This window comes from Embleya hyalina, assembly GCF_003967355.1.
Classification (GTDB): Bacteria; Actinomycetota; Actinomycetes; order Streptomycetales; family Streptomycetaceae; genus Embleya; species Embleya hyalina.
In genome coordinates this window covers 33,777-59,250 of sequence record NZ_BIFH01000056.1, presented here as the reverse complement: position 1 = coordinate 59,250, position 25,474 = coordinate 33,777, and the positions used below count along the sequence as shown (strand labels likewise).

Annotated in this window: 21 protein-coding genes, 1 other RNA gene and 1 riboswitch; of the genes, 6 read left to right on the top strand and 16 right to left on the bottom strand. The window is 71.5% G+C overall.

The annotated features are described in order from the left end of the window. The 5 genes from EMA17_RS48395 to EMA17_RS48375 form a co-directional block, all read right to left on the bottom strand. Nucleotides 1–582, bottom strand: coding sequence for a (2Fe-2S)-binding protein (locus EMA17_RS48395; RefSeq protein WP_126643615.1), 582 nt, complete (start codon nt 580–582; stop codon nt 1–3). Beyond that, nucleotides 579–1,412 carry an FAD binding domain-containing protein gene (locus EMA17_RS48390; RefSeq protein WP_126643634.1) on the bottom strand — a complete coding sequence of 278 codons (834 nt, stop codon included), beginning with the start codon at nt 1,410–1,412 and terminating at the stop codon, nt 579–581. The genes EMA17_RS48395 and EMA17_RS48390 overlap by 4 nt, the downstream gene beginning before the upstream one ends. Nucleotides 1,413–1,725: 313 nt before the next feature. Then, the gene (locus EMA17_RS48385) at nt 1,726–2,040 is read right to left on the bottom strand and encodes a DUF3039 domain-containing protein (protein ID WP_126643614.1); all 315 of its coding nucleotides are present in this window, start codon (nt 2,038–2,040) and stop codon (nt 1,726–1,728) included. A 135-nt stretch (nt 2,041–2,175) separates the two neighbouring features. Next, nucleotides 2,176–2,733: a YqgE/AlgH family protein gene (locus tag EMA17_RS48380; protein WP_078977041.1), complete on the bottom strand. Its 558-nt coding sequence runs from the start codon at nt 2,731–2,733 to the stop codon at nt 2,176–2,178. A gap of 5 nt (nt 2,734–2,738) precedes the next feature. Further along, entirely contained in the window at nt 2,739–3,125 is a 387-nt protein-coding gene (locus EMA17_RS48375; protein WP_174861539.1) for a VanZ family protein, read from the bottom strand. 161 nt (nt 3,126–3,286) lie between these two features. Between EMA17_RS48375 and murA the strand changes: the two genes are divergently transcribed. Next, a complete protein-coding gene (gene murA / locus EMA17_RS48370) occupies nt 3,287–4,630 on the top strand; it encodes a UDP-N-acetylglucosamine 1-carboxyvinyltransferase (RefSeq protein WP_126643613.1) in 1,344 nt (447 codons plus the stop codon). Nucleotides 4,631–4,798: 168 nt separating this feature from the next. Here murA and EMA17_RS48365 read toward each other — a convergent pair whose 3' ends face one another. The 7 genes from EMA17_RS48365 to ftsE all read right to left on the bottom strand — a co-directional run bounded on the left by EMA17_RS48365 (nt 4,799) and on the right by ftsE (nt 11,297). Then, nucleotides 4,799–5,080 (bottom strand): HU family DNA-binding protein, encoded by a 282-nt coding sequence (locus EMA17_RS48365; protein ID WP_020553331.1) that lies wholly within the window; start codon nt 5,078–5,080, stop codon nt 4,799–4,801. A 235-nt stretch (nt 5,081–5,315) separates the two neighbouring features. Next, on the bottom strand, nt 5,316–6,722 hold the full coding sequence (locus tag EMA17_RS48360) for an NAD-dependent malic enzyme (RefSeq protein WP_126643612.1): 1,407 nt from the start codon (nt 6,720–6,722) through the stop codon (nt 5,316–5,318). A gap of 446 nt (nt 6,723–7,168) precedes the next feature. Next, nucleotides 7,169–7,538: a transfer-messenger RNA gene (gene ssrA, locus EMA17_RS48355) on the bottom strand. Between the two features lie 143 nt (nt 7,539–7,681). Continuing rightward, the gene (gene smpB, locus EMA17_RS48350; RefSeq protein WP_126643611.1) at nt 7,682–8,161 is read right to left on the bottom strand and encodes an SsrA-binding protein SmpB; all 480 of its coding nucleotides are present in this window, start codon (nt 8,159–8,161) and stop codon (nt 7,682–7,684) included. A 57-nt stretch (nt 8,162–8,218) separates the two neighbouring features. Further along, complete coding sequence (locus tag EMA17_RS48345) at nt 8,219–9,475, bottom strand: M23 family metallopeptidase (protein WP_126643610.1); 1,257 nt, start codon at nt 9,473–9,475, stop codon at nt 8,219–8,221. Nucleotides 9,476–9,646: 171 nt separating this feature from the next. Then, the gene (ftsX, locus tag EMA17_RS48340) at nt 9,647–10,552 is read right to left on the bottom strand and encodes a permease-like cell division protein FtsX (protein WP_078977037.1); all 906 of its coding nucleotides are present in this window, start codon (nt 10,550–10,552) and stop codon (nt 9,647–9,649) included. 55 nt (nt 10,553–10,607) lie between these two features. Then, nucleotides 10,608–11,297, bottom strand: coding sequence for a cell division ATP-binding protein FtsE (gene ftsE / locus EMA17_RS48335; protein WP_078977036.1), 690 nt, complete (start codon nt 11,295–11,297; stop codon nt 10,608–10,610). A gap of 236 nt (nt 11,298–11,533) precedes the next feature. On the opposite strand from ftsE, the gene EMA17_RS48330 reads away from it, so the two are divergent. After that, complete coding sequence (locus EMA17_RS48330) at nt 11,534–11,716, top strand: hypothetical protein (protein WP_126643609.1); 183 nt, start codon at nt 11,534–11,536, stop codon at nt 11,714–11,716. A gap of 455 nt (nt 11,717–12,171) precedes the next feature. Then, nucleotides 12,172–13,107 carry a hypothetical protein gene (locus tag EMA17_RS55025; protein WP_246127383.1) on the top strand — a complete coding sequence of 312 codons (936 nt, stop codon included), beginning with the start codon at nt 12,172–12,174 and terminating at the stop codon, nt 13,105–13,107. Nucleotides 13,108–13,436: 329 nt separating this feature from the next. Here the strand turns inward: EMA17_RS55025 and prfB are convergent, their stop codons facing one another. From prfB to EMA17_RS48310, 3 genes are all read right to left on the bottom strand, one after another. Next, on the bottom strand, nt 13,437–14,549 hold the full coding sequence (prfB, locus tag EMA17_RS48320; RefSeq protein ID WP_126643607.1) for a peptide chain release factor 2: 1,113 nt from the start codon (nt 14,547–14,549) through the stop codon (nt 13,437–13,439). 37 nt (nt 14,550–14,586) lie between these two features. Further along, a complete protein-coding gene (locus EMA17_RS55875) occupies nt 14,587–16,644 on the bottom strand; it encodes a protein kinase domain-containing protein (RefSeq protein WP_126643606.1) in 2,058 nt (685 codons plus the stop codon). A gap of 149 nt (nt 16,645–16,793) precedes the next feature. After that, complete coding sequence (locus EMA17_RS48310; protein ID WP_246127382.1) at nt 16,794–18,344, bottom strand: serine/threonine-protein kinase; 1,551 nt, start codon at nt 18,342–18,344, stop codon at nt 16,794–16,796. A 314-nt stretch (nt 18,345–18,658) separates the two neighbouring features. Between EMA17_RS48310 and EMA17_RS48305 the strand changes: the two genes are divergently transcribed. Continuing rightward, complete coding sequence (locus tag EMA17_RS48305; protein WP_126643605.1) at nt 18,659–21,283, top strand: FHA domain-containing protein; 2,625 nt, start codon at nt 18,659–18,661, stop codon at nt 21,281–21,283. 108 nt (nt 21,284–21,391) lie between these two features. Here EMA17_RS48305 and glyA read toward each other — a convergent pair whose 3' ends face one another. After that, on the bottom strand, nt 21,392–22,642 hold the full coding sequence (gene glyA / locus EMA17_RS48300; RefSeq protein ID WP_126643604.1) for a serine hydroxymethyltransferase: 1,251 nt from the start codon (nt 22,640–22,642) through the stop codon (nt 21,392–21,394). Nucleotides 22,643–22,671: 29 nt separating this feature from the next. Further along, a riboswitch (ZMP/ZTP riboswitch) is annotated at nt 22,672–22,759 on the bottom strand. A gap of 159 nt (nt 22,760–22,918) precedes the next feature. Between glyA and EMA17_RS48295 the strand changes: the two genes are divergently transcribed. Together EMA17_RS48295 and EMA17_RS48290 are read left to right on the top strand one after the other, a co-directional pair. Continuing rightward, nucleotides 22,919–24,130, top strand: a complete 1,212-nt coding sequence (locus EMA17_RS48295; protein ID WP_126643603.1) for an ABC transporter ATP-binding protein — start codon at nt 22,919–22,921, stop codon at nt 24,128–24,130. Continuing rightward, nucleotides 24,127–25,470 (top strand): ABC transporter substrate-binding protein, encoded by a 1,344-nt coding sequence (locus EMA17_RS48290; protein WP_126643602.1) that lies wholly within the window; start codon nt 24,127–24,129, stop codon nt 25,468–25,470. Before EMA17_RS48295 ends, EMA17_RS48290 begins: the two co-directional genes overlap by 4 nt. Nucleotides 25,471–25,474 lie beyond the last annotated feature (4 nt).

Here is a 25,474-nt window from a genome sequence, read left to right as displayed (position 1 = left end):
TCACTCGGCGCCGCCGGACGTCGGCGGCGCGATCACGTTGAACATCATCGTCGAGTGGGTCTGCCTCGGTACCCGCCGGCGCGCCGCGATCCGCACCGCGTCCACCATCGGATGCGGCCCCGCGCACCGGCACGGGTGCCCGTCGAGCGCCCGCCGGATCTCCACCTCGCTCGGCTCGGCCACCCGGGCCAGCAGCGCGCACACCGACGTGACCACGCCCGGCACGCAGAACCCGCACTGCACCGCGCCGGCCTCGATCAGCGCGCGCTGTACGTCGGCGGTCTCCGGGTCGTTGTCCAGGTCCTCGATGGTGCGGATCTCACGATCGCCCAGCGTGGCCGCGGCGATCAGGCACGCGGCCACCGCGACCCCGTCCAACTGCACGGTGCAGGTGCCGCACACGCCCTGCCCGCAGCCGTCCTTGGCGCCGGGCAGGCCGAGCCGCTCGCGCAGCACGTACAGCAGGTTCTCGCCGATCCAGGCGTTCTCGATCAGCCGGGCCTCGCCGTTGACCCGCAACACGTACGACGTCGTCGGGGTCGCGTCGCCCCCGAGAGCGTCCCCGAATCCGGGCCCGCTCATCCGCCGAACGCCCGTTGTACCGCGCGTCGCGCGCACACCGCGACCACGTGCCGCAGATGCGCCCGGGCGGCCCGCTGCTCGGCCTCGGGGCGCACCTCGTCGGCGACGAGCCGGCCGAAGTCGGCCGCGTCGCGCGCGTCCGAAAGCCGTCCGCTGCGCGCGTCCATCCGCCCCGCCAACCACCGCTCCGCCTCGAACGCGCGCACCGGCCCGGGGTGCGCCCCGCCGACCGCGCAGCGCACGTCGCCGACCACGGGTCCGGCGACCAGGGCCAGGGTGAGGTACCGCCCCGCGCCCACCGGCGCCTTGACGAACTCCTGCACGCCGCGCAGCAGCGGCACCCGTACGCCGGTGATCAACTCCCCCGGCCGCAAAAGCTGTTCGGCGATCGGACCGGACCGGGGCTCGAGCAGGTGCGGTGCGACCTCGCGCACCCCGCCGGGCGAACGGCACGACACGGTGGCCTCCAGGGCCGCGAGTACGGGCAGCGAGTCGGCGGGTCGGCCGCTCGCGAGGATGTTGCCGCCGAGCGTGCCCATCGCGCGAACCTGCGCGGTGCCCACCTCGTTGGCGGCGGCGGCCAGCGCCGGGACGAGCGCGGCCAGGTCCGCGTCCGCGAGCCGGGCCCAGGTGAGCCCGGCGCCGAGCATGGCGAAGCCGTCCTCGTAACCCCATCGCCGCAGGTCGGCGACCTTCGCCAGGCCCACCAGGGCCGACGGTCGCACCAGTTCGGCGTTGACACGGGGCATGAGGTCGGTCCCCCCGGCCACCGGCAGTGCCCGGGGATCGCGCGCGAGGGCGTCCACGGCCTCGTCGAGCGACAACGGCATCAAGATCGTCGCGTCCACAGCGCCGCCCACCCTATTGCCACGCGGCCACCGAACGAGCGGACCCGGCCGAGATTTGAGCCAACCCGAAACCCCACCCGGTGAACCGGGGCCCGGAAGCAAAACCCAACGGATGAAAAGAGCGTCAAATCCCGACCCGGACCGACTCGACCCGACCGACCCCACCGACCCGACCCCACCGACCGACCCGACCGACCGACCCGACCGGCACCACCCACCCAGCCCACCCGCAACGCAAGAGGCGCCGACCGAATCGGCCGACGCCCCCAGCACACCTCAGCGACTGCTGCTACTGCTACTGCTTGCCGCCGCTCTTGCCACCGCTCTTGTCCTTGTCACCCGACCCGCCCGCAGGCATGGTCTCGTAGATCTCCTTGCACATCGGGCAGACCGGGTACTTCTTCGGGTCGCGACCCGGTACCCAGACCTTCCCGCAAAGGGCGATGACCGGGCTCCCGGACATCGCGCTTTCCATGATCTTGTCGCGCTGGACGTAGTGCGCGAAGCGTTCGTGGTCACCGTCGCCGTGGGAGAGCTTCGGCGTCTCCTCGATCAGCGTGCCGGTGCCCGTCCCGTGCTCCGGCTCCGGGAAGCTCTGGGGAGTGGTCATACCCACCAGGATAGCCAGACGCCGGCCGCATCGATCGGCGCGTGCGCACGAGCGCCGGGCGCACCCGCGACCCGCCGTCGGCCGCACCCGCGACCACCCCGCCGAGCGCCCCCGCGACGACCCCCGGCGACCGCGCTAATTCAGCGTCGGGTCCTCCGGGTACGTGGCGACCATGGCCAACTCGCCCACCTGCCGCCGCAGTACCGCCCGCCACAACCGATCCGGCGTCGGCGTGAAGGCGTCGCCCGGCTCGGAGTCGACCACGTACCACGCGCCCGACCGCAGCTCGGTCTCCAACTGCCCGGGACCCCAGCCCGCGTAGCCCGCGAAGACCCGCATCGACCCGAAGTCGGCCGCCACCAGTTCGGGCGGCACGTCCAGGTCCACCAGCCCGAGACCGCCGTGCACCCGACGCCACCCCAGCGGCTCCGCGCCGCCCGGTACCGAGGCGATGGCCAGCGCCGAGTCCATCGCGACCGGCCCGCCCTGGAACACCACGGACGGCTCGCTGACGATCTTGGACCAGGGCACGAGCACGTCGTCGACGTCCACCGGACTGGGCCGGTTGATCACCACGCCGAGGGTGCCGTCCTCGTCGTGCTCCAGGAGGAAGACCACACACCGGTCGAAGTTCGGATCGGCCAGCGCGGGCGTGGCCACGAGCAGGCGTCCGGTGAGCGATACCTCGGTCATAGGGCTCATGATCCCGCAACCGCCGCGTCAGGGTGTGCCGCCCGGCGAGGAAGTCGGCCGGCGAGGGCGAGCCCGGCGCCGATCCCGCACACGTCCGCGAGCACGTCCCACGGATCACCGCTGCGGTGCGGCAGCAGGAAGTGCTGGACCAGCTCGCTCTCCACCGCGTGCCCCACGAGGAGCGCGCCGAGCGGCAGCGGACCGAATCCGACACGCCGACCCGTCCAGGCAATGGCGGCGAACGAGAGAAAATGCACGATCTTGTCACGATGTGGAACGAACGGCGCCGGGTCACCCGGACTGCCGGGATTGAACAGGAGGTAGAGATTCACCAGCACCGCCACCGCGAACGCGCAGTACGCGAGCCTGCCGCCCCTCGTTCCCCCGGCCATCCCCACTCCTCGTCCGCGGGCCGAACCCCGCTTTTCCCCGGGTTCCCCGGGCCTCATCGGCACCACGACCCGACACGGGAGCGGTACGGATCCGACTACCGTGTAGCGCTGTCGGCCCATCTTCCCTGTCGGTTCCGGCACCAACAGAAGTGCGAGGATTCATGCAAGACGACGTGCTCTTGGTTCACGGCGGTTCCCCGCTGGAAGGCGAGGTTCGGGTCAAGGGCGCCAAGAACCTGGTGCCCAAGGCGATGGTGGCCGCGCTCCTGGGCGAGGCGCCGAGCCGACTGCGCAACGTCCCGGAGATCAGCGACGTGCGCATCGTCAAGGGCCTGCTGCAACTGCACGGCGTGGCGGTGCGCGACGGCGACGAGCCCGGCGAACTGCTGATGGACCCCACCCAGGTGGAACAGGCCAACGTCGCGGACATCGACGCGCACGCCGGCTCCAGCCGGATCCCGATCCTGCTCTGCGGCCCGCTGCTGCACCGCCTCGGCCGCGCGTTCATCCCGGACCTGGGCGGCTGCATGATCGGCGACCGGCCGATCGACTTCCACCTGAGCGTGCTGCGCGAGTTCGGCGCGGTGATCACCAAGCGCCCCGAGGGGCTCTACATCGAGGCGCCCAACGGCCTCGAGGGCGCGAAGGTGCGGCTGCCGTTCCCCAGCGTGGGCGCCACCGAGCAGGTACTGCTCGCGGCGGTGCGCGCCGAGGGCACCACCGAGCTGTCCAACGCGGCGGTGGAGCCGGAGATCATAGATCTGATCTGCGTGCTCCAAAAAATGGGCGCGATCATCTCGGTCACCACCGACCGGGTGATCCGGATCACGGGCGTCGCCAAGCTCGGCGGCTACGACCACCGCGCGCTGCCGGACCGGCTGGAGGCCGCGTCCTGGGCCTGTGCGGCACTGGCCACGCACGGTGACATCTACGTCCGCGGCGCGCGCCAGCTGGACATGATGACGTTCCTGAACGTCTTCCGGCAGGTCGGCGGCGCGTTCTCGATCGACGACGAGGGCATCCGCTTCTGGCATCCGGGCGGGCCGCTGAACGCGATCGCCCTGGAGACCGACGTGCACCCCGGCTTCCAGACCGACTGGCAGCAGCCGCTGGTGGTCGCGCTGACCCAGGCCACGGGGCTGTCCATCGTGCACGAGACGGTGTACGAGCGGCGGCTCGGCTTCACCTCGGCGCTGAACCAGATGGGCGCCACGATCCAGCTGTACAGCGAGTGCCTGGGCGGTACGCCCTGCCGGTTCGGCCAGCGCAACTTCCAGCACTCCGCGGTCATCTCCGGTCCGGCCAAGCTGCACGCCACCGACCTGGACATCCCGGACCTGCGGGCCGGCTTCTCGTACCTGATCGCCGCGCTCGCCGCGGAGGGCACCTCGCGGGTCACCGGCATCGATCTGATCGAGCGCGGCTACGAGGACTTCCAGGCCAAGCTGGAGGCCCTGGGCGCCCGCGTGGAGCTGCCGATGCGGGTCGCCGAGAGCGTCGCCTAGCCGTTCGTCGGCCGTTTACCGCGACCCCTCGGGTCACGATGGCCCCTTCCCGGGGCCTCAGGGGCCCGAGGAGGGCCGCGCAGGGCCGGTCGGGCCCCACACGCCGGAAGGGCGGCTTCCCTCACTGGGGAAGCCGCCCTTCCGGTTTCCACCGGGGCTGCTACGGACTTACTTGCCCGAGGCCGCGGCCTTGAGCTTCGAGCCCGCCGAAACCTTGACGCCGTAGCCGGCGGGGATGTCGATCGGGTCGCCGGTCTGCGGGTTCCGCGCGGTGCGGGCGGCACGGTGGGTGCGCTCGAAGGTGAGGAAGCCCGGGATCGAGACCTTCTCGTCGCCCTTGGCGACGATCTCGCCGACCACGTCGGCGAGCGCGCTCAGTACGGCGTCCGCGTCCTTGCGGGTCACGTCGGCGCGCTCCGCGAGGGCGGCCACCAGCTCACTGCGGTTCATGTGTCACTCCCGTGTCTTGCTGACCTCCGCCGACGACCACGGAACGTGGTCGCAAACGTGGTTCAGTCCAACTCGCTGTTCTTGCCCCGGGGACGAATCCTGCACTCATCCATGCCCGGAAGCTAATCAAGGACACGCCAAATCACTGGGAAAGCCCCGTGATTTCGCGGTTCCGGCAGATTACGGGGCCGTTCGGGGGGCCCCGCAACCGGGATACGGACCGACAGTACGACGATCATCCCGCAGGGTTCTGACGCTCCGCCAACACCGCGTCCCGCACCGCCGCGGCGACCACCGAGGAGACCTCCGGGTGGAAAACGCTCGGGATGATGTAGTTCGGGTTCACTTCGTCGTCGGAGACCACCGACGCCAGCGCCCGCGCGGCCGCGAGCAGCATGTCGTCGCTGATGTGCCGGCTCTGCGCGTCCACCAGACCGCGGAAGACGCCCGGGAAGACCAACACGTTGTTGATCTGGTTCGGGAAGTCGCTGCGCCCGGTGGCGACCACCGCGGCGTGCTCCAGGGCCGCCGCCGGGTCCACCTCGGGATCCGGGTTGGCCAGCGCGAACACGATCGAGTCGGTGGCCATCGCGGCGATGTCGGAGCCGTCGAGTACGTTCGGCGCCGACACGCCCACGAAGACGTCCGCGCCGACCACGGCCTCCTTGAGCGTGCCGGTCAGGCCCTGCTCGTTGGTGTGCTCGGCGATCCAGCGCAGGTCCGTACCCAGGTCGTCGCGCCCGGTGTGCACCACGCCGCGCACGTCCGCGACCACCACGTGGCCCGCGCCCGCGGAGAGGAGCAGCTTGAGGATGGCGGTGCCGGCCGCGCCCGCGCCCGACATGACGATGCGCACGTCCCGGATCTTCTTGCCGACCACCCGCAGCGCGTTGGTGAGCGCCGCGAGCACCACGATCGCGGTGCCGTGCTGGTCGTCGTGGAAGACCGGGATGTCCAGCGTCTCGCGCAGCCGACGCTCGATCTCGAAGCAGCGCGGCGCGGAGATGTCCTCCAGGTTGATCCCGGCGAAGCCCGGCGCCATCACCTGCACGGCCCGGACGATCTCGTCCGGGTCCTGGGTGTCCAGGCAGATCGGCCACGCGTCGATTCCCGCGAAGCGCTTGAACAGGGCCGCCTTGCCCTCCATGACCGGCAGCGCGGCCTTGGGGCCGATGTTGCCCAGGCCGAGCACCGCGGAGCCGTCGGTGACCACCGCGACGGTGTTGCGCTTGATGGTCAGTCGGCGCGCGTCGTCCGGGTTCTCCGCGATGGCCAGGCACACCCGCGCCACGCCCGGGGTGTAGACCATCGAGAGGTCGTCGCGGTTGCGGATCGGGTGCTTGGACTGCATCTCGATCTTGCCGCCGAGGTGCATCAGGAAGGTGCGGTCCGAGACCTTGCCGAGGGTGACGCCCTCGATCTCGCGGATCGCCTCCACGAGCCGGTCGGCGTGATCGGTCGAGGTCGCGGCGATCGTGACGTCGATCCGCAGGCGCTCGTGGCCGGACGCGGTGACGTCGAGCGCGGTGATCGACCCCCCGGCGGATTCCACCGTGTTGGTGAGCCGACTGACCGAGGGACCCCCTGCGGGGACCTCCAGTCGAGCCGTGATCGAGTACGAGGCGCTGGGCGCTGCGGGCATGAACTCTTTCTCCTCCGATCGCTGCGACGCCCGTCTCCCACGACGTCGCATCGCTCCCGATGGTCTCACTTCGTGGACATCGGCGTGGCGGCCGGGGCCCGCCCTTACCCGGACCCCCCGACCACGCAAACTGTGATCCTCGTCCTTCGCCGATCCCCCGGGCTCGGCGGGACGGTCGGTTACGCTGGTCGACGACACCGGCTCGATCCAAGCCCCCGGGCCCAACCATTAGTCCCTACGAGGGACCACTTGCCGAGAGGCGAGCATTGGCGGGTCGGTGTCCTCGACGAAACGAGACGGCGGTCCTTCGGGGCCGCCGTTTCGGCGTGCGGAGCCCCGTGCGGGCGGACCCGGCCCGCGCCCGCGCGGGTCACGGGCACCCGCCCGGGCACGCGAAAAGCCCGGTGTGCGGGCACACCGGGCTTTCGTTTCAGCGGTTTCAACAGGGGTGGAGGTGGCGGGAATTGAACCCGCGTCCTACGGTGCGGAACCAGAGCTTCTCCGAGCGCAGTCCACAACGATTTTCTCGGCCCCGGTGTTCACGTGGACAAGACACCGACGGGCCCAGTTACTGTTTTTTGTCCCGAACGACCCCGTAACCGGGTCGGGCGGTGGAGTCCCCTAGATTATGCCAGGATCCGGGGCGGGGACGCACCCGGTCTGACACCTTCGGATACTCGCTTAGGCAGCGAGGGCGAAGGAATCGCGCTTGGTATCGGCGATTATTTGTTTGCGACATATGGTTAACGAGATCATTGTCGCTTCCTCGGCTCGCTTCCTCTGCTTCGACAGCCGCAGTCGAAACCGATCACCCCCTATTGAATTTTCAAGCAACCACCCGAGGGTGTCCTGCTCGACGGCCCGACTCGCCACACGTGCTCGAGCCGAACCAGGCACATCGTACGGTCCAACGTCGGACCGGTCCACTTCATTCCCCGCCGGTCACCCTCGCCGCCGGTTCACTGCCGACGGCCGCGCACGTACTTCGACATCACGCGCTCCGTCTCCCTCTTGTCCTGCTGTTCGCGCAGGGTCTGTCGTTTGTCGTAGTTCTTCTTGCCCTTGGCCAGCGCCAGTTCGAGCTTCGCCCGGCCGTCCTTGAAGTACAGGCTCAGCGGCACCAGCGTGTGGCCGGTCTCCTGGGTCGACTGGACCAGCTTGTCGATCTCGTGCCGGTGCAGCAGCAACTTTCGCTTGCGTCGCGCCGTGTGGTTGGTCCACGTGCCCTGGGAGTATTCCGAGATGTGCACGTTGTGCAGCCACACCTCGCCACCGTCGATGCTCGCGAAGCCGTCCACCAGGGACGCCTTGCCGGCCCGCAACGACTTGACCTCGGTGCCGGTCAGCACGAGCCCGACCTCGAGGGTGTCCTCGATGAGGTAGTCGTGCCGCGCCTTCTTGTTCTGGGCGATGAGTTTGCGCCCGATCTCTTTCGCCATGATCCCTGCATTCTCGCGCATGGCCGCAAGCCCATTACCCCGGAGCCGGCCCGGCCGTCACAACCACAGTGCCGGGTCGACGAAGTCGCCGTCCACCAGCACCTCGAAGTGCAGGTGCGCGCCGGTGGACCAGCCGGTGTTGCCGGAGCGGCCGACCTGGTCGCCCCGGGCCACCCGCTGCCCCTCGCGCACGGTGATCCGGGACAGGTGGTTGTACGTCGTGGTCAGCGCGACACCGCCGACCCGCCCGTGCGAGAGCACCACGCGGTAGCCGTACGCGGCGTTGTAGCCGGTCTGCACCACCGTGCCCTCGCGGGCGGCGGCCACCGCCGTGCCCTCGGGGATCGCGAAGTCGGTGCCGGTGTGCAGCTTCGTGTACTCCAGGATCGGGTGGTAGCGCATCCCGAAGCCCGAACTGACCGAGCCGCGGACCGGGTAGGACAGCGCGCCGCCCTTGGCCGAGGAGGACGTCCGCGGCCCGGCCCCGCGGGCAGGCGCGTTGCTGCGGTCGACCAGCTCGGTCAGCCGCTTCTGCTCGGTGCGGATCGCTTCGTAGCGCTGCTGGTCGGCCGCCTTCTCCTCGCGCGCGACGGCCAGCGCGCCCTCGCGCCGCGCGCCGAGCGCGGTCACCCTGGCCGCCGCCTCGGTCGCGGTCTTCTCCAGCGCGACCACCTCGGCCAGGTTCCGCCCGGCCTCGGCGTGCCTGCGCCGGGCCTCCTCGCGGCGGCGCTCCAGCTCGGCCCGGCGGGCGTCCACCGCGTCCCGGGTGCGCTCCAGACGCGCGATCGTCTCGTGGTCCGTCTGCACCATGCGCCGATAGCCCTGGAGGCTGCTCAGCAGCTCCGCGGGGGTCTGCGCGCGCAGGATCATCGACAACTGCGCCATCTGCCCGCTGCGGTACGCCCGCCCCACCAGCTGCGCCACGTCGTCGCGCACCGCCTGGGTCGAGGCGGCCACGTCGCGCAACTCGGCCTCCGCGGTGGTCACCGCGGCCTCCGCCAGCTCCACGCCGTGGCTCAGATCGGCGGTACGGGCCCGCGCCTCGGCCACCTTCGCCCGGGCCGCGTCGGCCGCGGCCCGGGCCCCCGGCGCGGCCGCCTCGGCCTCTTCGTACGCCTTCTCCGCCGCGGTCAGCCGGACCAGCGACGCGTCCAGGTCGGCCCGCATGTCCCGGGCCGCCGCGTCGGCGCGCTGCTTCCGGGCCCGCACGTCATCGTCGTCGCCGTCGGCGTACGCGGGCACGAAACCCACCGCGGCGGCCGTGATCACCACGAGCACCGACAATCCGAGTCGCCTGGTCCGAATTCTGCGCATGATCACAAGAAACGCGGAATGCACATGAATCGCCACTGAACACACCGGTATGGAAGTAATACGAACCCACACGGAACCCATCCGGCCGCATACACACGTTCGAGAGCCCCGCCGCGCCGTGGCGCCGCGGGGCTCTCGGGCCGCTCCGGGTACCCGGTATGCGGCCGGTGCTCAGACCTTGAGGTATTTCAGCAGGGTGAAGAACGACGCGATCGCCGACATCACCGCACCGAACACGATCAGCCACGGCAGGGTCATCAACACCGGACCCCAGCCGATCAGGTCGAACGCGCTGAACTGCTGACCGAGCCCCTGTTTCACCCCGAAGTAGAACCCGGCGCTCAACAACCCGGTCGCCATCAGGCCGCCCAGCAACCCGGCGATCGCGGATTCCATGATGAACGGCAATTGGATGTACAGGTTCGACGCGCCGACCAGGCGCATGATCCCGGTTTCCCGACGGCGGCTGAACGCGGACACCCGGGCGGTATTGACGATCAGCAGGATCGCCACCAGGAGCATGAAGACCATCACCCCGAGCGCCGCCCATTGCGCGTTCTTCAGCAGTTTGAAGAACGGCTCCAGGATCTTGCGCTGGTCCTGGACGGACTGCACGCCCGGACGCCCCTGGAACGCGCTGGCCACCACCTGGTACTTGGTCGGGTCCTTCAATTTGACCCGGAAGGATTCCGGCAGCTGATCGGCGGTCACGCTGCCGGAGATCGGCGATTCCTTGTTCTGCTCCTTGAAGTGCTGGAACGCTTCCTGCTTGGTCTCGTAGTAGGTCTTCTCCACGAGGGGCATCCGGCTGAGTTCCGCGCGGAACCCCTCACGCTGTTCGTTCGAGACCTCGCCGCCCTCACAACCGGGCCCGTGGTCGCTCTTGCCGCACAGGAAGATCGAGACCTCGACCCGGTCGTACCAGAAGTCCTTCATCTCGTTCACCTGAACCCGCAGCAGCAGACCCGCTCCGGCCAGCGTGAGGGACAGCGCGACACTGACGATCACCGCGATCGTCATGGTCAGGTTCCGGCGGAGACCGACTCCGATCTCCGAGAGGACGAACTGGGCGCGCATGATGTCCTAGTCGCTAGGGGCGCGGCCGGACTGCCGCGCCGGGTGGTCCGGTGGATCAGTGCTGGTAGCCGTACACGCCGCGAGACTGGTCGCGGACGAGTCGGCCCTGCTCCAGCTCGATGACGCGCTTGCGCATCTGGTCCACGATCGCCTGGTCGTGCGTGGCCATCAGGATCGTGGTGCCCGTCCGGTTGATCCGGTCGAGCAGCTTCATGATGCCGACGCTGTTCTGCGGGTCGAGGTTGCCGGTGGGTTCGTCGGCGATCAGGATCATCGGCCGGTTCACGAAGGCCCGGGCGATCGCCACCCGCTGCTGCTCACCACCGGACAGCTCGCCGGGCATGCGCTCCTCCTTGCCGCCCAGCCCCACCAGGTCCAGAACCTCCGGTACCACCTTGCGGATCGTGCCCCGAGGCTTGCCGATCACCTCGAGCGCGAACGCGACGTTCTGGTACACCGTCTTGTTGGGCAGCAGGCGGAAGTCCTGGAAGACCGTGCCCACCTGGCGGCGCAGCGCGGGCACCTTCCAGTTGGACAGTCGGCCGAGGTCCTTGCCCGCCACGAAGATGTTGCCCAGGGACGGCCGCTCCTCCTTGAGGACCAACCGCAGGAAGGTGGACTTACCCGAGCCCGAGGACCCGACGAGGAAGACGAACTCACCCTTCTCCACTTCGAGGGAGACGTCGTGCAACGCGGGGCGCGGCTGCTTCGGGTAGGTCTTGCTGACGTTGTCGAATCGGATCACGGTTGCATCACGGTGCGCCAGTGTAGGGGGCAGGACATGCAGCTGGGGGCACAGAGGAGACCAAGGGACCACGCTGTCGGGAGCCGGGCGCCCAGGCTCGAACAGAGTGGTCGTCGGGCATGGCCATTCCGTGAGTGTAAGCGGCACAGTGGAGGGGGACGGGAACTTCCCGCCGCGTCGTGAGCGTTATGTGTATCGATGCGTGATAACGGAGCAATCGAGGCGGAGGAGTCGAGATGACCTTGGACCGCCTGGTGTGTGCGAACTGCGCCGGACTGGTCGCGGAGGGTCGCTGCCCGACGTGCCGAGCCAGTCGCGAACGCCTCAGGGGCTCCGGCGGGATCAACCCCGCGATGGTGGCGGCACTCGCCCTGCTCGTTCTGGCGTGTGCGCTCCTGCTGGCCCGCGTGGGCGGCTGAGCCGCCCGGAGCGCGCCGAAGGCCGGGAGACCCCGGCAAAAGCCGAGACCGGACACGACGAAGGCCCTGGGTGCCCCCAGGGCCTTCGCGCTGTGCAGCGGCGTCCCGCGGCTTCCGGAACCCGGACCCGCCCTCGCCGGCAGCTGTCCGGCGCGGACCGATCCGAGCGGGCGCCCCGTTCTCGGGTCGGGCACAGGGCCCGACCGCGTACCGCGGGTACCGCCCACCGCCCCCGGTTCCGGGCCGACCGTTTCACAGACGCACTCGCGATGACCGCGGTGCGCCCGGCTCGGAACGCCGGGACGGCGGATTCAGTGCCCCGGCACCGCCGCGCCGGGGCACAAGTCTTCGACTAGGCCGCGGGGGCCTGCTGCCGGCGCCGAAGCCGCGCGGGGAGCACGGTGAAGGTGAAGCCACCGGCCGCCATCGCGGCACCGCCGACGATCAGGAACGCCATGTTGGCGCCGGAACCGGTCTCGGCCAGTTCCTTCTTCGCGGCCTGCTGCGCCGGCGCGGTGTCGCCGCCGCCGAAGTCGCGGACGGGCGCGTTCTGCTGGTCGTTGCCGCTGCTCGTCCGGGTGTTCCCATCGCCGCCGCAGTTCAGGTCCAGCCCGCCGGAGGCGTGCGTGGCGTCACAGGTGTTGCCGCCGGTGCTGCCGCCCGAGTTGCCCTTGGTGGTGTCGCCCGAACCGCCCGAGTTGCCCTTGGTGGTGTCACCCGAGCCGCCCGAGTTGCCCTTGGTGCTCCCGGCCGAGGTGCCCGACGACGTGCCCGTCGAGGTCCCGGTCGAGGTGCCGGTCGAGGTGCCGGTGGACGTACCGGTCGAAGTACCGGTCGAGGTACCCGTGGACGTACCGGTCGACGTGCCCGTCGAAGTACCCGTCGAGGTACCGGTGGACGTTCCCGTCGAGGTACCGGTCGAGGTGCCCGTCGACGTACCGGTCGAAGTACCCGTCGACGTACCGGTGGAGGTCCCCGTCGAGGTCCCGGTCGAGGTGCCCGTGGACGTACCGGTCGAGGTACCCGTCGAGGTGCCCGTGGACGTTCCCGTCGAGGTACCGGTCGAGGTACCCGTCGACGTACCGGTGGAGGTCCCCGTCGAGGTTCCGGTCGAGGTGCCGGTGGACGTGCCCGTCGAAGTACCGGTGGAGGTACCCGTGGACGTACCGGTCGAGGTGCCGGTGGAGGTGCCCGTGGACGTACCGGTCGACGTACCCGTCGAGGTACCGCCCGGACCACCGGGGCATGTGTGCGTCTGCTCGCACCCGTCGTCCGGACCGCCGTCCGTCGCGCTCGCCACACCGGCGACCGCGAAGGACGCGCCCGCCGCGAACAGCGCAGCGGCGGCCATCCTGGCCGTCCGGACGCGCATTTTGGTTGACATCAATTAACCCCCAGTTGGATGAGATCCCCGTATCCGCGCCGGCGCGGGTGGGGTCCCAAACGCCGTTGGGCATCACCCGACGCGCGTCCGTGCCATCTGTCGATGCGCTTCGGACTCCCCTGATCGGATGCGTCACGGCAATGCCGCTGTTCAGACTGGTAACCGGGCGGATGCCGCGTCAAGGGCGTTCGGAGAGGGTTGCGGGGGTTAATTCCGATTCGCCGCGAAAATCGGCACGAAAGCGCAACGCCACACGGCCCGGGCCCCCACCGAATCGTGGGGGTCCCGGGCCGTGAAATCGACTTGTTCACCGGAATTCCCGGCGGCCGGCCTCGGCTACGCGGCGGCGGTCTGCTGGGTTTTGCGCCAGCGGATACCGGCCTCGATGAAGCCGTCGATCTCGCCGTCGAGCACCGACTGCGGATTGCCGACCTCGAATTCGGTGCGCAGGTCCTTGACCATCTGGTACGGGTGCAGGACGTAGGAACGCATCTGGTTGCCCCAGGACGAGCCCTCGCCCTTGAGCGCGTTCATCCGGGCCTGCTCCTCCTGGCGCTGGCGCTCCAGCAGCTTCGCGGAGAGCACCGCCATCGCGGAGGCGCGGTTCTGGATCTGCGAGCGCTCGTTCTGGCAGGACACCACGATGCCGGTCGGGATGTGCGTGATCCGCACCGCCGAGTCGGTGGTGTTGACGCCCTGGCCGCCCGGACCGGACGAACGGTAGACGTCGACGCGCAGTTCGGACTCGTCGATGTCGACCCGGTCGCTCTGCTCGACCACCGGCAACACCTCGACGCCCGCGAACGAGGTCTGTCGCCGGCCCTGGTTGTCGAACGGGGAGATGCGCACCAGGCGGTGCGTGCCCTGCTCGACGGACAGCGTGCCGTAGGCGTAGGGCACCTTGACCGCGAAGGTGGCCGACTTGATGCCGGCCTCCTCGGCGTAGGAGGTGTCGTAGACCTCGGTCGGGTAGCCGTGCCGCTCGGCCCAGCGGGTGTACATCCGCAGCAACATCTCGGCGAAGTCGGCGGCGTCCACGCCACCGGCCTCGGAGCGGATGGTGACCAGCGCCTCGCGCGCGTCGTATTCGCCGGACAGCAGGGTGCGGACCTCGAGTTCGCCGACCGCCTTGTGCACCGCCGCCAACTCGCTCTCGGCCTCGGCGCGGGTGTCCGCGTCGTCCTCGGCCTCGGCCAGCTCGAACAGGACGTTCACGTCGTCGATCCGCCGGCGCAGGTCCTCGACCCGGCGCAGTTCGCCCTGGAGGAACGACAGCCGGCTGGTCACCTTCTGTGCGGCCTCGGGGTCGTCCCACAGATCCGGCGCCGCCGCCTTCTCGTTGAGAGCGGCCACGTCGGCCCGCATCTTGTCGAGGTCGAGGACGGCCTCGATCGACCCCATGGTCGACTCGACGGACTTGAGCTCTTCGGAAGGATCAACGGCAGCCACGCACCCATCCTAAGTGGACGGCGGCCCGACTCGGGACTCAGCCCGCGTCGGGGGTCGACGCGGCGGCCTGCAGGCGACCGTTGTCGGCGCGGACGTACACGTCGACCCGGTCGGCGCCGACGGCCGCCGCGGCGGGGGCGTCGGCGCTGGCGGTGTTCGGGTCGACCGGCCGCCAGCCGCCTTCGCCGGGCACCGCGCCGAGCAGTCGCCCGTTGCCGTCCCGGGCCAGCACGACCAGGCCCCGGGCCTGGCTCCAGGCGGCGGCCGGGCGCGCCGACGCGGCGAGGTTGACCCGCTCCGGCTCGCGCCAGGTGCCGTCGACGCTGGTGATGTGCAGCACCGCGTGGTCGCCCGCGCGCACCACGAAGGCGTCCAGCGTGCCGCCGCCGCTCGCGGTCAGCGCGGGCGCCGCCTCGATCCGGCCCGCGCTGGGCACCGTGGTGAAGCCGCTCCAGCCGCCGCCGGTGAGCGCCCCGGCGGCCAGGCCGTCGCTCGCGGTGCGGGCCACGATGTCGATCCGGTCGCCGGTGGCCACCGCCGCGGGCGCGCCGGTGAGCTTGGTCTTGCCGTCCGTCCTGGTCCACTCGCCGAAGCGGCCGTCGGCGAACGTGGCGCGATACAGCAGCTTGTCGCTCGCGCCGACGGCGAACACGTCCATCCGCCCGGGGCCGGTGGCCACCGCCGCCGGGTCGTCGGTGGTGCGGAAGGTGGGCAGCCTGCGCCATTCGCCCCAGCGCGTGCCGTCGCCGGAGACGTACCAGAGCCCGCCGTCGCCGTCGCGCTGCACGAGGTAGCTGCGGTCCGCGTCGACCCGGGCCGCGGCGGGGCCGCCCTGGAGCAGCACGGGCGCGGCCGGCAGCGGTGCGAACGCGGCCCACGCGTAGCTGCCGGGGGCCCGCTGCGGGGCCGGCCCGTCGGAGCCGCGGGCCGGTCCGGGCGCGATGTTGGTGGGCGAGCCGGCGCTTTGTCCGGCGGGGCGGGCCGGGTTGTCGTCGTCCCTGCCCAACCACATCGCGCCCGCGCCGACCACGACCACGGCCAGCACGCCGCCGAGCACCGCGACCCACCGGCGCCGGCCGCCGCGCGCCGGTTTGCCGCGCCGGTGCGACTGCACCGGGACCGCCTCCTCGAACACCGGGCGGGTCAGGTTGGTGTGCGTGTCCCGGCTGCCGTCGGCGGCCTCGGAGATGCCGGAGACCAGCGGGACCACGCCGGACGGGCGCGGCACGGGGGTGTCCTGGCGGCCCGCGGTGCCGTTGGGGTCGGGGACGTCGAACGCGGGCAGGCCGATCAGCGCGGGCAGGGCCGAGCGCAGCCGCTCGCCGAACTCGCGGGCGGTCAGCCGCGCGGCGGGCGCCTTGGACAGGCAGGACGCGAGCACCGCGGCGAGCGGGTCGGGCAGGCCGGGGATGCCGGGCACCGGTTCGGTGACGTGGCGGCGCAGCACCGCGCCGGGGTGTCCGCCGCCGAACGGGGTCCAGCCGGTGAGCAGTTCGTACAGGACGGTGGCCAGCGCGTACACGTCCACCGCGGCCGTCGGTTGCAGGCCCTCGATGATCTCGGGGGCCAGGTAGTCGGGCGTGCCGATGATCCGGGTGGCCCGGGTGCGGCGCGGCGCGTCGACCAGGCGGGCGATGCCGAAGTCGGTGAGTCGGGCCCGGGAGACCCCGCCCGAGGTGTCGATCAGGATGTTCTCGGGTTTGACGTCGCGGTGGATCACCCCTTCCGCGTGTGCGGCGGAGAGGCCGTCGGCGACGTCGGCGACGATCGCGGCGGCCAGGCGCGGGGTGAGCACCCGTTCGCGCTCCAGCCGGGCCCGCAGGTCGGGGCCGATCACCAGGTCCATCACCAGGGCGAGGTCGGCACCGTCGACGACCAGGTCGTGCACGCCCACGATGTTGGGGTGGTCGAGGCTGGTCAGCGCGGTGCGCTCCTGCACGAAGCGGGCGACCAACACCTGGTCGGACGCGAGGTCTTCGCGCAGCAGCTTGATCGCGACGGGTCCCTCGGGGCCCTCGCCCTGCCAGACGGTCCCGCTGGCGCCGCGCCCGAGCACCTTCAGGGCGACGTATCGGCTACCGATCTTGCGTGCCAAAGCAGCTCCGTGGACCCAGCGAGCGTGGTGCTCACAGCGGACTTCCCCGACCGCACCCTACGCGGCCGACCCCCGAATGCGGGGACCGTCGGGCAGGACGGCGTGTACGAGGTCGACCTCGACGCGGGCGACCGGGGGATGACTTCGCGTCAGTTCTCGCCGCCACCGCCGCTGCCGTCGCCCTTGTCGCCGCCGTCGTTGCCGGTGACGAAGTCCTTGACGTCGTCGTACCAGCCTCGAACGGTATCGAAGGTGTCGATGGCGGAGTTCACCCAGTCGTGCAGCGGGCTGAACCAGTAGACGGCGAACAGGACCGCGGCGATGATCACCAGCCGCAGCAGGCAGCCGATGGTGCAGCCCACGCCGGGAATGCTGCCGAGCCGGAACCCTCGCCGGCGCGGCTCGCGTTCGCGGCGTTCGCGCGGCTCGCGCTCCCTGGGCTCCGCCGGCTCGCGCACGGCGCGCGGTCGGCGCCGGGGCTCGCGTTCGGCCGCCTCGTCGCGGCGGTAGCGCGACGGGGGCGGTGGGGGCGGTGGGCCCGGGTCGGCCTGCGCGGGCGGGCCGGGCGGGCCCTGTCGCATCGGCTCGGCGTAGGCGGGCGGCGGGTGGTGCGGGGCCTGTCGCACCGGTGGTTGTTGCGGCTGCGGGTAGCCGGGCGGCTGTGTGCTCATCACCCGGGTCGCGTTCGGCGACGCGGGCGGTGCGGGCGGCGTCGGCGGGGTGGTCGGCGCGCTCGGGTAGCCGGCCCGGGTCTGCGGGAGCGCGCGGGTGGCGTCGGCGGCCCCGGCGGCGCCCGCCCCGGCGCCGAACGCGCTCGCGGCCAGCACCTGCGCGATCGAGCCGTCGTCGGGTCGCGCGCCGGAGACCACGTCGGCGGCCATCCGCAACGCGCGGCCCAGACCCGCCGCGTCGGGCCGTGCCTCGGGTTGCTTGGCCAGACAGCGTTCGGTGATCAGCCAGTAGGCGTCGGGCATGCCCGCCGGCCGCGTCGGCAGCTCGGTCAGGTGGTGGTGCAGCAGCGCGATCGGGTTGGTGTCGCGGAACGGCGGGTGTCCGGCGACCAGTTCGTAGAGCACCACGCCCGCCGCGTAGACGTCCACGGCGGGGGTGAGCGGGCGGCCCTCGGCGGTCTCCGGGGCCACGTAGCTGGGGGTGCCGACGAGTTCGTGGGTGCGGGTGAGCGCGGGCGAGTCGGCGAGCCGGGCGATGCCGAAGTCGGTCAGCATCGGGTAGAGCGAGTCGCCGTTGCGGGCCAGCATGATGTTGGCCGGTTTCAGGTCGCGGTGTATCACGCCGTCGGCGTGTGTCACGCTCAACGCGTCGCAGATCTGAGCCATCGTCAGCGCCGCGGCGGCGGGCGGGAGCGGGCCGTTGTCGCGCAGGTAGGTGCGCAGGTCGGGACCGTCGATCAGGTCCATCACCAGGGCGAGCGTCTCGCCCTCGACGACGAGGTCGCGCACGTGTACGAGGTTGGGGTGGCGCAGGTTGAGCAGCAGTGAGCGCTCGCGCAGGAAGCGGGTGACCACGTCCGGGTCGGTACCCAACTCCTCGCGCAGCACCTTGACCGCGACCACCTCGCCGGAGTCGCGCACGCTCGCGCGCCAGACGGTGCCACTGGCTCCGCGCCCCAGGGTCTCCTGGAGCAGATATTTGCTGCCGACCGGCCGGTCCACGCCGCTCCCCACTGTCCTGTCCGCCACCTGGGCGGTGGTGCCGGGTGCCTCCCACCCTAGGTGGTACTCAGGTACGGACGCATCGACCGCAGGTACGGTTCGGCCGCCCGGGTCGAACCTTGTCCGATCGGGTTCTCGGCGGATACTCGACACGGGGTCGACGTCGTGGGGTCGGCGCGGTGGGGGTCGGAGTAGCTCCCGTGTTCGGGCGATTCGCCGGCGACCCGGTCGTTTGCGGTCGAAATTCGGACAAGAACCTTCGTCCGTCCGGCCGTGGGCGACATGACGGTCGTGGGTGCGAGGATGCCTCTTGTTTTCTGCTCGGAGGAGGGAGGGCGCGCATGCAGATCCGGCTCACCGTGCACGGACCGCAGCGGACCGGACCGGGCGCCGACGTGCTCGTCACCGCGCCGTCCGGGACGACCTTCGCGGGGATCGCGGGCGCGCTGCGGACCGCCTCCGGCACCGACGGCCAACGTTTTTGGGTGGGCGACGTGCGACTGCGCGACGACACCCCCGTGGGCCGGCCGCCGCTGGTGGACGGCGCGCTGATCACCGTCGACGCGCTCGGCTCCCCCTCCCCCTCCGCCGGGTCCGCGCAGCTGCGGGTGGTCGGCGGGCCGGACGCGGGCGGCGTACACCTGCTGCACCAGGGCGGGGTACGGATCGGCCGCGCGCCCGAGGCCGAGGTGCGTCTGGGCGATCCCGACCTGTCCCGGCTGCACGCCGAACTGTGGATAGAGCCCGGTCGCATCCGGGTCGCCGACCTCGACTCGACCAACGGCACCACCGTGGACGGCATGCCGGTCGGGCGCGAGCCGGTCGACCTGCCGCCGGGGTCGCTGCTCCGGGTCGGCGAGTCCACCCTGCAGACGTTCCCGCCCCAGCCCTACGGCTCGCCCGACGACGCCGCCGGCACCCCGGCGCGGGCCGACGGCACCGGCCACATCGAGGTCCGCCGGGTTGCCCGCGCGCAGTTGCCGGTGCCCGCCCCGGCCCGCTTCGAACTGCCCGAGGAGGCACCGGGCCGGCGCCGCCCGTTCGCGCTGCGCCGCCGGGCCGGCGGGACCGAGCGGGAGACGATCGAGGCGGCGGCCCGCTCGGCGCTGCTCGACGAGGTGCGCTGGCGCCGCGACCGGTCGCCCGACCCGGCCACGCTGCTGCTCGACGCGCTGGCCACCGGCGAGCCGGGTCCGTCCGGCCGGCTCTGGGAGCGCGCGGCCGGCCATCCGGAGGCGCTGAGCGTGCGCCTGGGGGTCGGCGACCTGCCGTCGCGGGTGACCCTGGTGGAACCGCCGACCTCGGCCGGCGACGGCGCGGAGCGCAGGCTGACCGCGTTCTCCGTACCGGTCACCGTCTCGCTCAAGGACACCGTCCTCGGCCTGGCCGGACCACGTCTTCGGCTGCTCGGCCTGGCCCGCTCGGTGGTCGCCCAACTCGCCGGGCTGCACGGACCGCAGGACGTCGAACTGGTCGTGCTCTGCGCCGACGCCGCCACCGCCGGCGACTGGGCCTGGGCCCGCTGGTTGCCGCATCTGCGGCCGGGCGAGGGCCAGGACTGCCGGCTCCTGGTCGGTCTGGGCCCGGATCAGGTGCTGGCCCGCGCCGGCGAACTGCTCGACCGCATCGACACCGCCGAGCGGGTGCCGGTCCGGCGCACCGTGGTCGTGCTCGACGGCGCCGGCCGACTGGCCGCCCGGCCGGAGATCGTCCGGCTCCTGGTCGAGGGCCCCGCGGCGGGCGTACACGCGCTGTGCCTGGACGAGCGGGCCGAGGACCTGCCCGCGCAGTGCTCGGCGGTGGCCCACGTCACCGGCGAGGTGGGCACCCGGATCGACCTGCTCGGACCGGGCACCCGCCGATCGACCGACGTGGTCGCCGACGCGGTGTCCTCCGCGTGGGCGGACCGCTTCGCCCGCGCGCTGGCCCCGTTGCGCGAGGCCACCCGCCGGGTCACCTCGCCACTGCCCGAGTCGGTCCGCCTGCTCGACCTGCTCAACCTGGACCTGCTCACCCCCGCCAAGCTGCTCGCGGGCTGGCGCGAGGCGGGCCACTCGCCGCGCGCGGTGCTCGGCTCGGACGCGCGCGGGGCGATCACCGTCGACCTGTCCGCCGAGGGCCCGCACGTGGTGATCGGCGGGGCCGCCCGCTCGGGCCGCTCCGAGTTGCTGGCCTCCGTGTTGTGCTCGCTCGCGGTGGCGAACCGGCCCGACGAGTTGGCCATCGCGCTGGTCCGGGGCCCCGAGGGGCTGTCCGACCTGCCGCACGTGGTGGGCTCGCCGGCCGACGCCGACGTCTCGGCGACGGGTGACGCGATCGCCGCCGTGCGCGACGAGTTGGACCGCCGCGAGGGGCTGCTGCGCGGCACCTCGTTCGAGACGTACCGGGCGGGTCCGGACGGGGCGCTGCCCCGGCTGGTGGTGGCGGTGGACGACATAGACCTGCTGGCCGAGACCTACCCGGGGTGCGTCAAGGGCCTCGCCGACGTGGCCCATCGCGGCGGCGCGCACGGCGTACACCTGCTGGTGACCACGGGTCGGCCCGCCCGGAGCCTGGAGATCGAGGCCGCGGCGGGCGCCGAACTGCGGATCGCCCTGCGTGTGGACGATCCGCAGTCCTCCCGTGTGCTGATCGACGTCGAGGACGCGGCGGGCGTGGACGAGGACTACCCGGGCCGGGGTTTCGTGCGCGGTCGCGACGGCGCGGTGATCCCCTTCCAGGGCGGCCGGGTGACCGGCCGGATGCCGCGCACGGCCACCCTGCGCCCCACCGTCGTCCGCCAGGAGTGGCAGGAGATGGGCAACCGCCTGGCCCGCCGCCCCACCCCGGTCGGCGGCGGCAACGGCCCCACCGACCTGGCCCTGCTCACCGGCGCGGTCCGCCGCGCCGCCGAACAACTGGGCACCCCCCTGCAATCCCGCCTATGGCCCAGAGCCCCCCTGCACCTGACCCAAAAAGCCCGGTAGCCACAAAGCCCAACAGGCCGGATCGGCGCCCCGAACGCCGTAAACCCGCAGCCCGACGACCAAACGCAACGGATGGAGCGGGCGGGCGAACCAACCCGAGCCGACCGACTACACGGCCAACCCGGGCGCCGGAAACCGCGCCAAAAACTCCCGCACCTCGACGCGCACGCGAGCCTCCTCGGCCTCCGACCCCCCGACCACCCGATCGATCCAGCCCGCGACCGACGCCATGTCCTCCACCCCCACGCCGCGCGACGTGAGCGCCGGCGTCCCCAACCGAATCCCCGAAGGATCGAACGGCGACCGGGTGTCGAACGGCACCGTGTTGTAGTTGACCACGATCCCCGCCCGGTCGAGCGCCCGCGCCGCGACCTTGCCCGGCACCCCGCGCCGGGTCAGGTCCACCAAAAGCAGGTGCGTGTCCGTCCCGCCGGAAACCAACTCGAAGCCGCGCGCGGCCAGTTCCTCGCCCAGCCGTTTCGCGTTCGCCACCACCTGCCGCGCGTAGGCCCGGAAGTCCTCCGTCGCCGCCTCGCGCAGCGCGACCGCGATCGCCGCCGTGGTGTGGTTGTGCGGCCCCCCTTGCAGGCCCGGGAAGACCGCCTTGTCGATCGCCTTGGCGTGCTCGGCACGGCACATCAGCATCGCGCCGCGCGGGCCGCGCAGCGTCTTGTGCGTGGTGGTGGACACCACGTCCACGTGCGGGACCGGCGAGGGGTGCACCTCGGCCGCGATCAGCCCGGCGATGTGCGCGACGTCCGCGACCAGGATCGCGTCCACCTCGCGGGCGATCTCCGCGAACGCGGCGAAGTCCACCGTGCGCGGCACGGCCGTGCCGCCGCAGAAGATCAGCCTCGGCCGCTCCCGCAGGGCCACGTCGCGCACCTCGTCGAGGTCGGTGCGCCCGGTGTCCGCGCGCACCCCGTAGCGCACGCCCCGGAACCACGTCCCGGTCGCGGACACGCCCCAGCCGTGGGTGAGGTGTCCGCCGCTCGGCAGCGCCATGCCCAGCACCGTGTCACCGGGCCGGGCGAAGGCGAGGTAGACCGCGAGGTTGGCCGGCGAGCCCGAGTAGGGCTGCACGTTGGCGTGGTCCACACCGAACAGCGACTTCGCCCGCTCGCGCGCGATGTTCTCGATCGGGTCGACGTTCTGCTGGCCCTCGTAGTAGCGCCGGCCGGGATACCCCTCGGAATACTTGTTGGTGAGCACCGTCCCGGTCGCCTCCAATACGGCGGCGGAGACGTAGTTCTCACTCGGGATCAGCCGCAGCGTGTCCTGCTGCAACTCCTCCTCGGCCCGCACGAGCGACGCGATCTCCGGGTCGGTACGGCCGAGTTCGACATGACGGTCCATCATTCCTCCGGCTCGGTTCACAACGGATGTGAGCCGGGTGCCCAGGCGGACGACACCTCGTCGGCGGAACCGCCGCTCCCCCGTGGTCATTCCACGTGTACGCCAGTCGCGGCACGGCCAGCATACGGAGCGCGACCGGCATCCGTCCCCCCATTACGCACTGATGATCGAAAGTCACGAATAAGGCTCGTTGCGCGGGGCAGGGCTTGTGGCGAACGCCACACCAGGCGTACGACAGGACATCGGAAGGCGACATCTGTCCACCCTCGGGGGAAATTCGTGGCGGAAGTGGTTCTGGATGGGGTCGGAAAGGTTTACACCGATGGCACGAGAGCGGTCACCTCGCTCGATCTGACTGTTGCGGACGGGGAGTTCCTGGTATTGGTCGGTCCGTCCGGATGTGGCAAGACCACCGCGTTACGCATGGTGGCCGGCCTGGAGGAGATCAGCGAGGGCACGGTCAGCATCGGGGATCGGGTGGTCAACCGGGTCCCCTCGCGGGATCGGGACGTGGCGATGGTGTTCCAGAGCTACGCCCTGTATCCGCATCTGAACGTGCGGGACAACATCGGATTCGGGCTCCGATTGCGGAAATTGCCCAAGACGGAGATTCGCGAGCGGGTCGATCGGGCGGCGCGGACACTGGGACTGGCCGAGCACCTCGGCCGCAAACCGCGCCAACTCTCCGGCGGACAGCGACAACGGGTGGCGATGGGCCGGGCGATCGTCCGTGAGCCCCAGGCGTTCCTGATGGACGAACCGCTGTCCAATCTCGACGCGAAGCTACGCGTGCAGATGCGTGCCCAGATCGCCCGGCTGACCCGCGAACTCGGCGTCACCACGCTGTATGTGACGCACGATCAGACCGAGGCGATGACGCTCGGCGATCGGGTCGCGGTGATGAAGAAGGGGGTGCTCCAGCAGGTCGCGCCACCCCAGGAGTTGTACGACCACCCGGTCAACCTGTTCGTGGCGGGCTTCATCGGCTCGCCCGCGATGAACCTGCTCACCGGCGCGCTGACCCGCGACGAGGCGGGCGACTTCGCGGTGGACGTGGGCAGTCAGCGGTTGTCCGTGCCCGCCGAGGTGCTCGCCGCCCGGCCGGCCCTGGCCGGATACGCCGGGCGGTCGCTGATCGTCGGCATCCGGCCGGAGGACCTGCACGACGCCGCCCTGGAGGGCGCCGAGCCCGCGCCGGGCGCGGTGTTGCGGGCCGAGGCCGATCTGGTCGAGGCGATGGGTTCCGAGGTGCTGGTCCACGTGAGCGTGGACGCGCCGCCGGCGGTGACCGAGGACGTCCAGGAACTGGCGCGCGACGTCGGCGCGGAGGAACAGGTGCCCGACCCGGACGCGGCGCACTCCGAACTCGTGGCCCGCTTCGGCCCGCGCACCCGCGCCCGCGAGGGCGCCGGCGTGGTGATGCGGGTGGCGACCGACCGGCTGCACTTCTTCGACCCGGAGACGGGTCTGTCCATTACGGAGGATGCGTGAAGCGGCTTGTGGGCGCCTTGGCGGTCGCCTCGATGCTCGCCATGGGTCTCGCGGCCTGCAGCGACGACGGCGACGGCAAGGACAAGAAGAGCGACTCGACGCCGAGCGGCGGCGGTGCGCCGGTACCCAGGCTCGACGGCACCACGGTGAGCGTCGCGGCGGTGTGGACCGGTGACGAACAGGCCGCGTTCAAGAAGGTGCTCGCCGACTTCGAGAAGCGTACGGGGGCCAAGACCGAGTTCATCCCCACCGGCGACAGCGCCTCCACGTTCCTGGGCCAGCGGGTCGAGGGCAACGCGCCGCCGGACGTGGCGTTCCTGGCCCAGCCGGGCGTACTCCAGCAGTTCGCGCAGAAGGGCTGGATCAAGCCGCTCGCGCCGGACGTCCAGCAGGCCGTGCAGGCCAACTTCTCCGGCCAGTGGCAAAAGCTCGGCTCCTACCAGGACAAGCTCTACGGCGTGTACTACAAGGGCGCCAACAAGTCGCTGATCTGGTACAACGCCAAGGTCTACGAGAACGCCGGCGCGACCGAGGCGAAGACCTGGGACGACCTGCTCAAGAACGCCGGCCTGATCTCCGACTCGGGCACACCGCCGTTCGCGATCGGCGGCGCCGACGGCTGGGTGCTCACCGACTGGTTCGAGAACATCTACCTGAGCCAGGCGGGCCCGGAGAAGTACGACCAACTGGCCAAGCACAAGATCCCGTGGACCGACCCCTCGGTGAAGGCCGCGCTGGAGACGCTGGCCCAGGTCTTCGGCAAGGGCGACTGGTTCCCCGGCGGATCCGGCGGCGTGCTCCAGACCGAGTTCCCCGCGTCCGTACCGCAGGCGTTCGGCGATCCGCCGAAGGCGGGCATGATCGCGGGCGGCGACTTCATCGGCACCAACATCATCAAGGACACCAAGGCCAAGATCGGCACCGACGCGAAGTTCTTCGGCTTCCCCGCGGTCGGCACCGGCAAGGCGCCGGTGGTCACCGGCGGCGACGTGGCGGTGGCGATGAAGGACTCCCCCGGCGCCCAGGCGCTGCTGAAGTATCTGGCCTCGCCGGACGCGGCCAAGGTATGGGCGCAGCAGGGCGGTTACCTCTCGCCGAACAAGAACCTGGACTTCGCGGCCTACCGCGACGACACCACGCGCGGGATCGCGAAGAACCTGATCGCGGCGGGCGACGACTTCCGCTTCGACCTCTCCGACCAGACGCCGGCGGCGTTCGGCGGCACCAAGGGCGAGGGCGAGTGGCGCGACCTCCAGGACTTCCTGCGCAATCCCTCCGATGTCGCGGGGGCGCAGGCCAAGCTGGAGGCGGACGCCGCCAAGGCGTTCTCGGCCGGGTGATCGA

Coding starts and splice junctions, on each gene's coding strand:
- EMA17_RS48380 (WP_078977041.1), bottom strand. CDS start 2,733: ATGACCGAGGTATCGCTCACCGGACGCCTGCTCGTGGCCACGCCCGCG.
- smpB (WP_126643611.1), bottom strand. CDS start 8,161: ATGGCGAAAGAGATCGGGCGCAAACTCATCGCCCAGAACAAGAAGGCG.
- EMA17_RS48365 (WP_020553331.1), bottom strand. CDS start 5,080: ATGAACCGCAGTGAGCTGGTGGCCGCCCTCGCGGAGCGCGCCGACGTG.
- ftsX (WP_078977037.1), bottom strand. CDS start 10,552: ATGCGCGCCCAGTTCGTCCTCTCGGAGATCGGAGTCGGTCTCCGCCGG.
- glyA (WP_126643604.1), bottom strand. CDS start 22,642: ATGATGGACCGTCATGTCGAACTCGGCCGTACCGACCCGGAGATCGCG.
- EMA17_RS48395 (WP_126643615.1), bottom strand. CDS start 582: ATGAGCGGGCCCGGATTCGGGGACGCTCTCGGGGGCGACGCGACCCCG.
- EMA17_RS48375 (WP_174861539.1), bottom strand. CDS start 3,125: ATGGCCGGGGGAACGAGGGGCGGCAGGCTCGCGTACTGCGCGTTCGCG.
- EMA17_RS48360 (WP_126643612.1), bottom strand. CDS start 6,722: ATGCCCGCAGCGCCCAGCGCCTCGTACTCGATCACGGCTCGACTGGAG.
- EMA17_RS48330 (WP_126643609.1), top strand. CDS start 11,534: ATGACCTTGGACCGCCTGGTGTGTGCGAACTGCGCCGGACTGGTCGCG.
- EMA17_RS48305 (WP_126643605.1), top strand. CDS start 18,659: ATGCAGATCCGGCTCACCGTGCACGGACCGCAGCGGACCGGACCGGGC.
- EMA17_RS48385 (WP_126643614.1), bottom strand. CDS start 2,040: ATGACCACTCCCCAGAGCTTCCCGGAGCCGGAGCACGGGACGGGCACC.
- EMA17_RS48390 (WP_126643634.1), bottom strand. CDS start 1,412: ATGCCGTTGTCGCTCGACGAGGCCGTGGACGCCCTCGCGCGCGATCCC.
- EMA17_RS48345 (WP_126643610.1), bottom strand. CDS start 9,475: ATGCGCAGAATTCGGACCAGGCGACTCGGATTGTCGGTGCTCGTGGTG.
- murA (WP_126643613.1), top strand. CDS start 3,287: ATGCAAGACGACGTGCTCTTGGTTCACGGCGGTTCCCCGCTGGAAGGC.
- EMA17_RS55025 (WP_246127383.1), top strand. CDS start 12,172: ATGTTGGCGCCGGAACCGGTCTCGGCCAGTTCCTTCTTCGCGGCCTGC.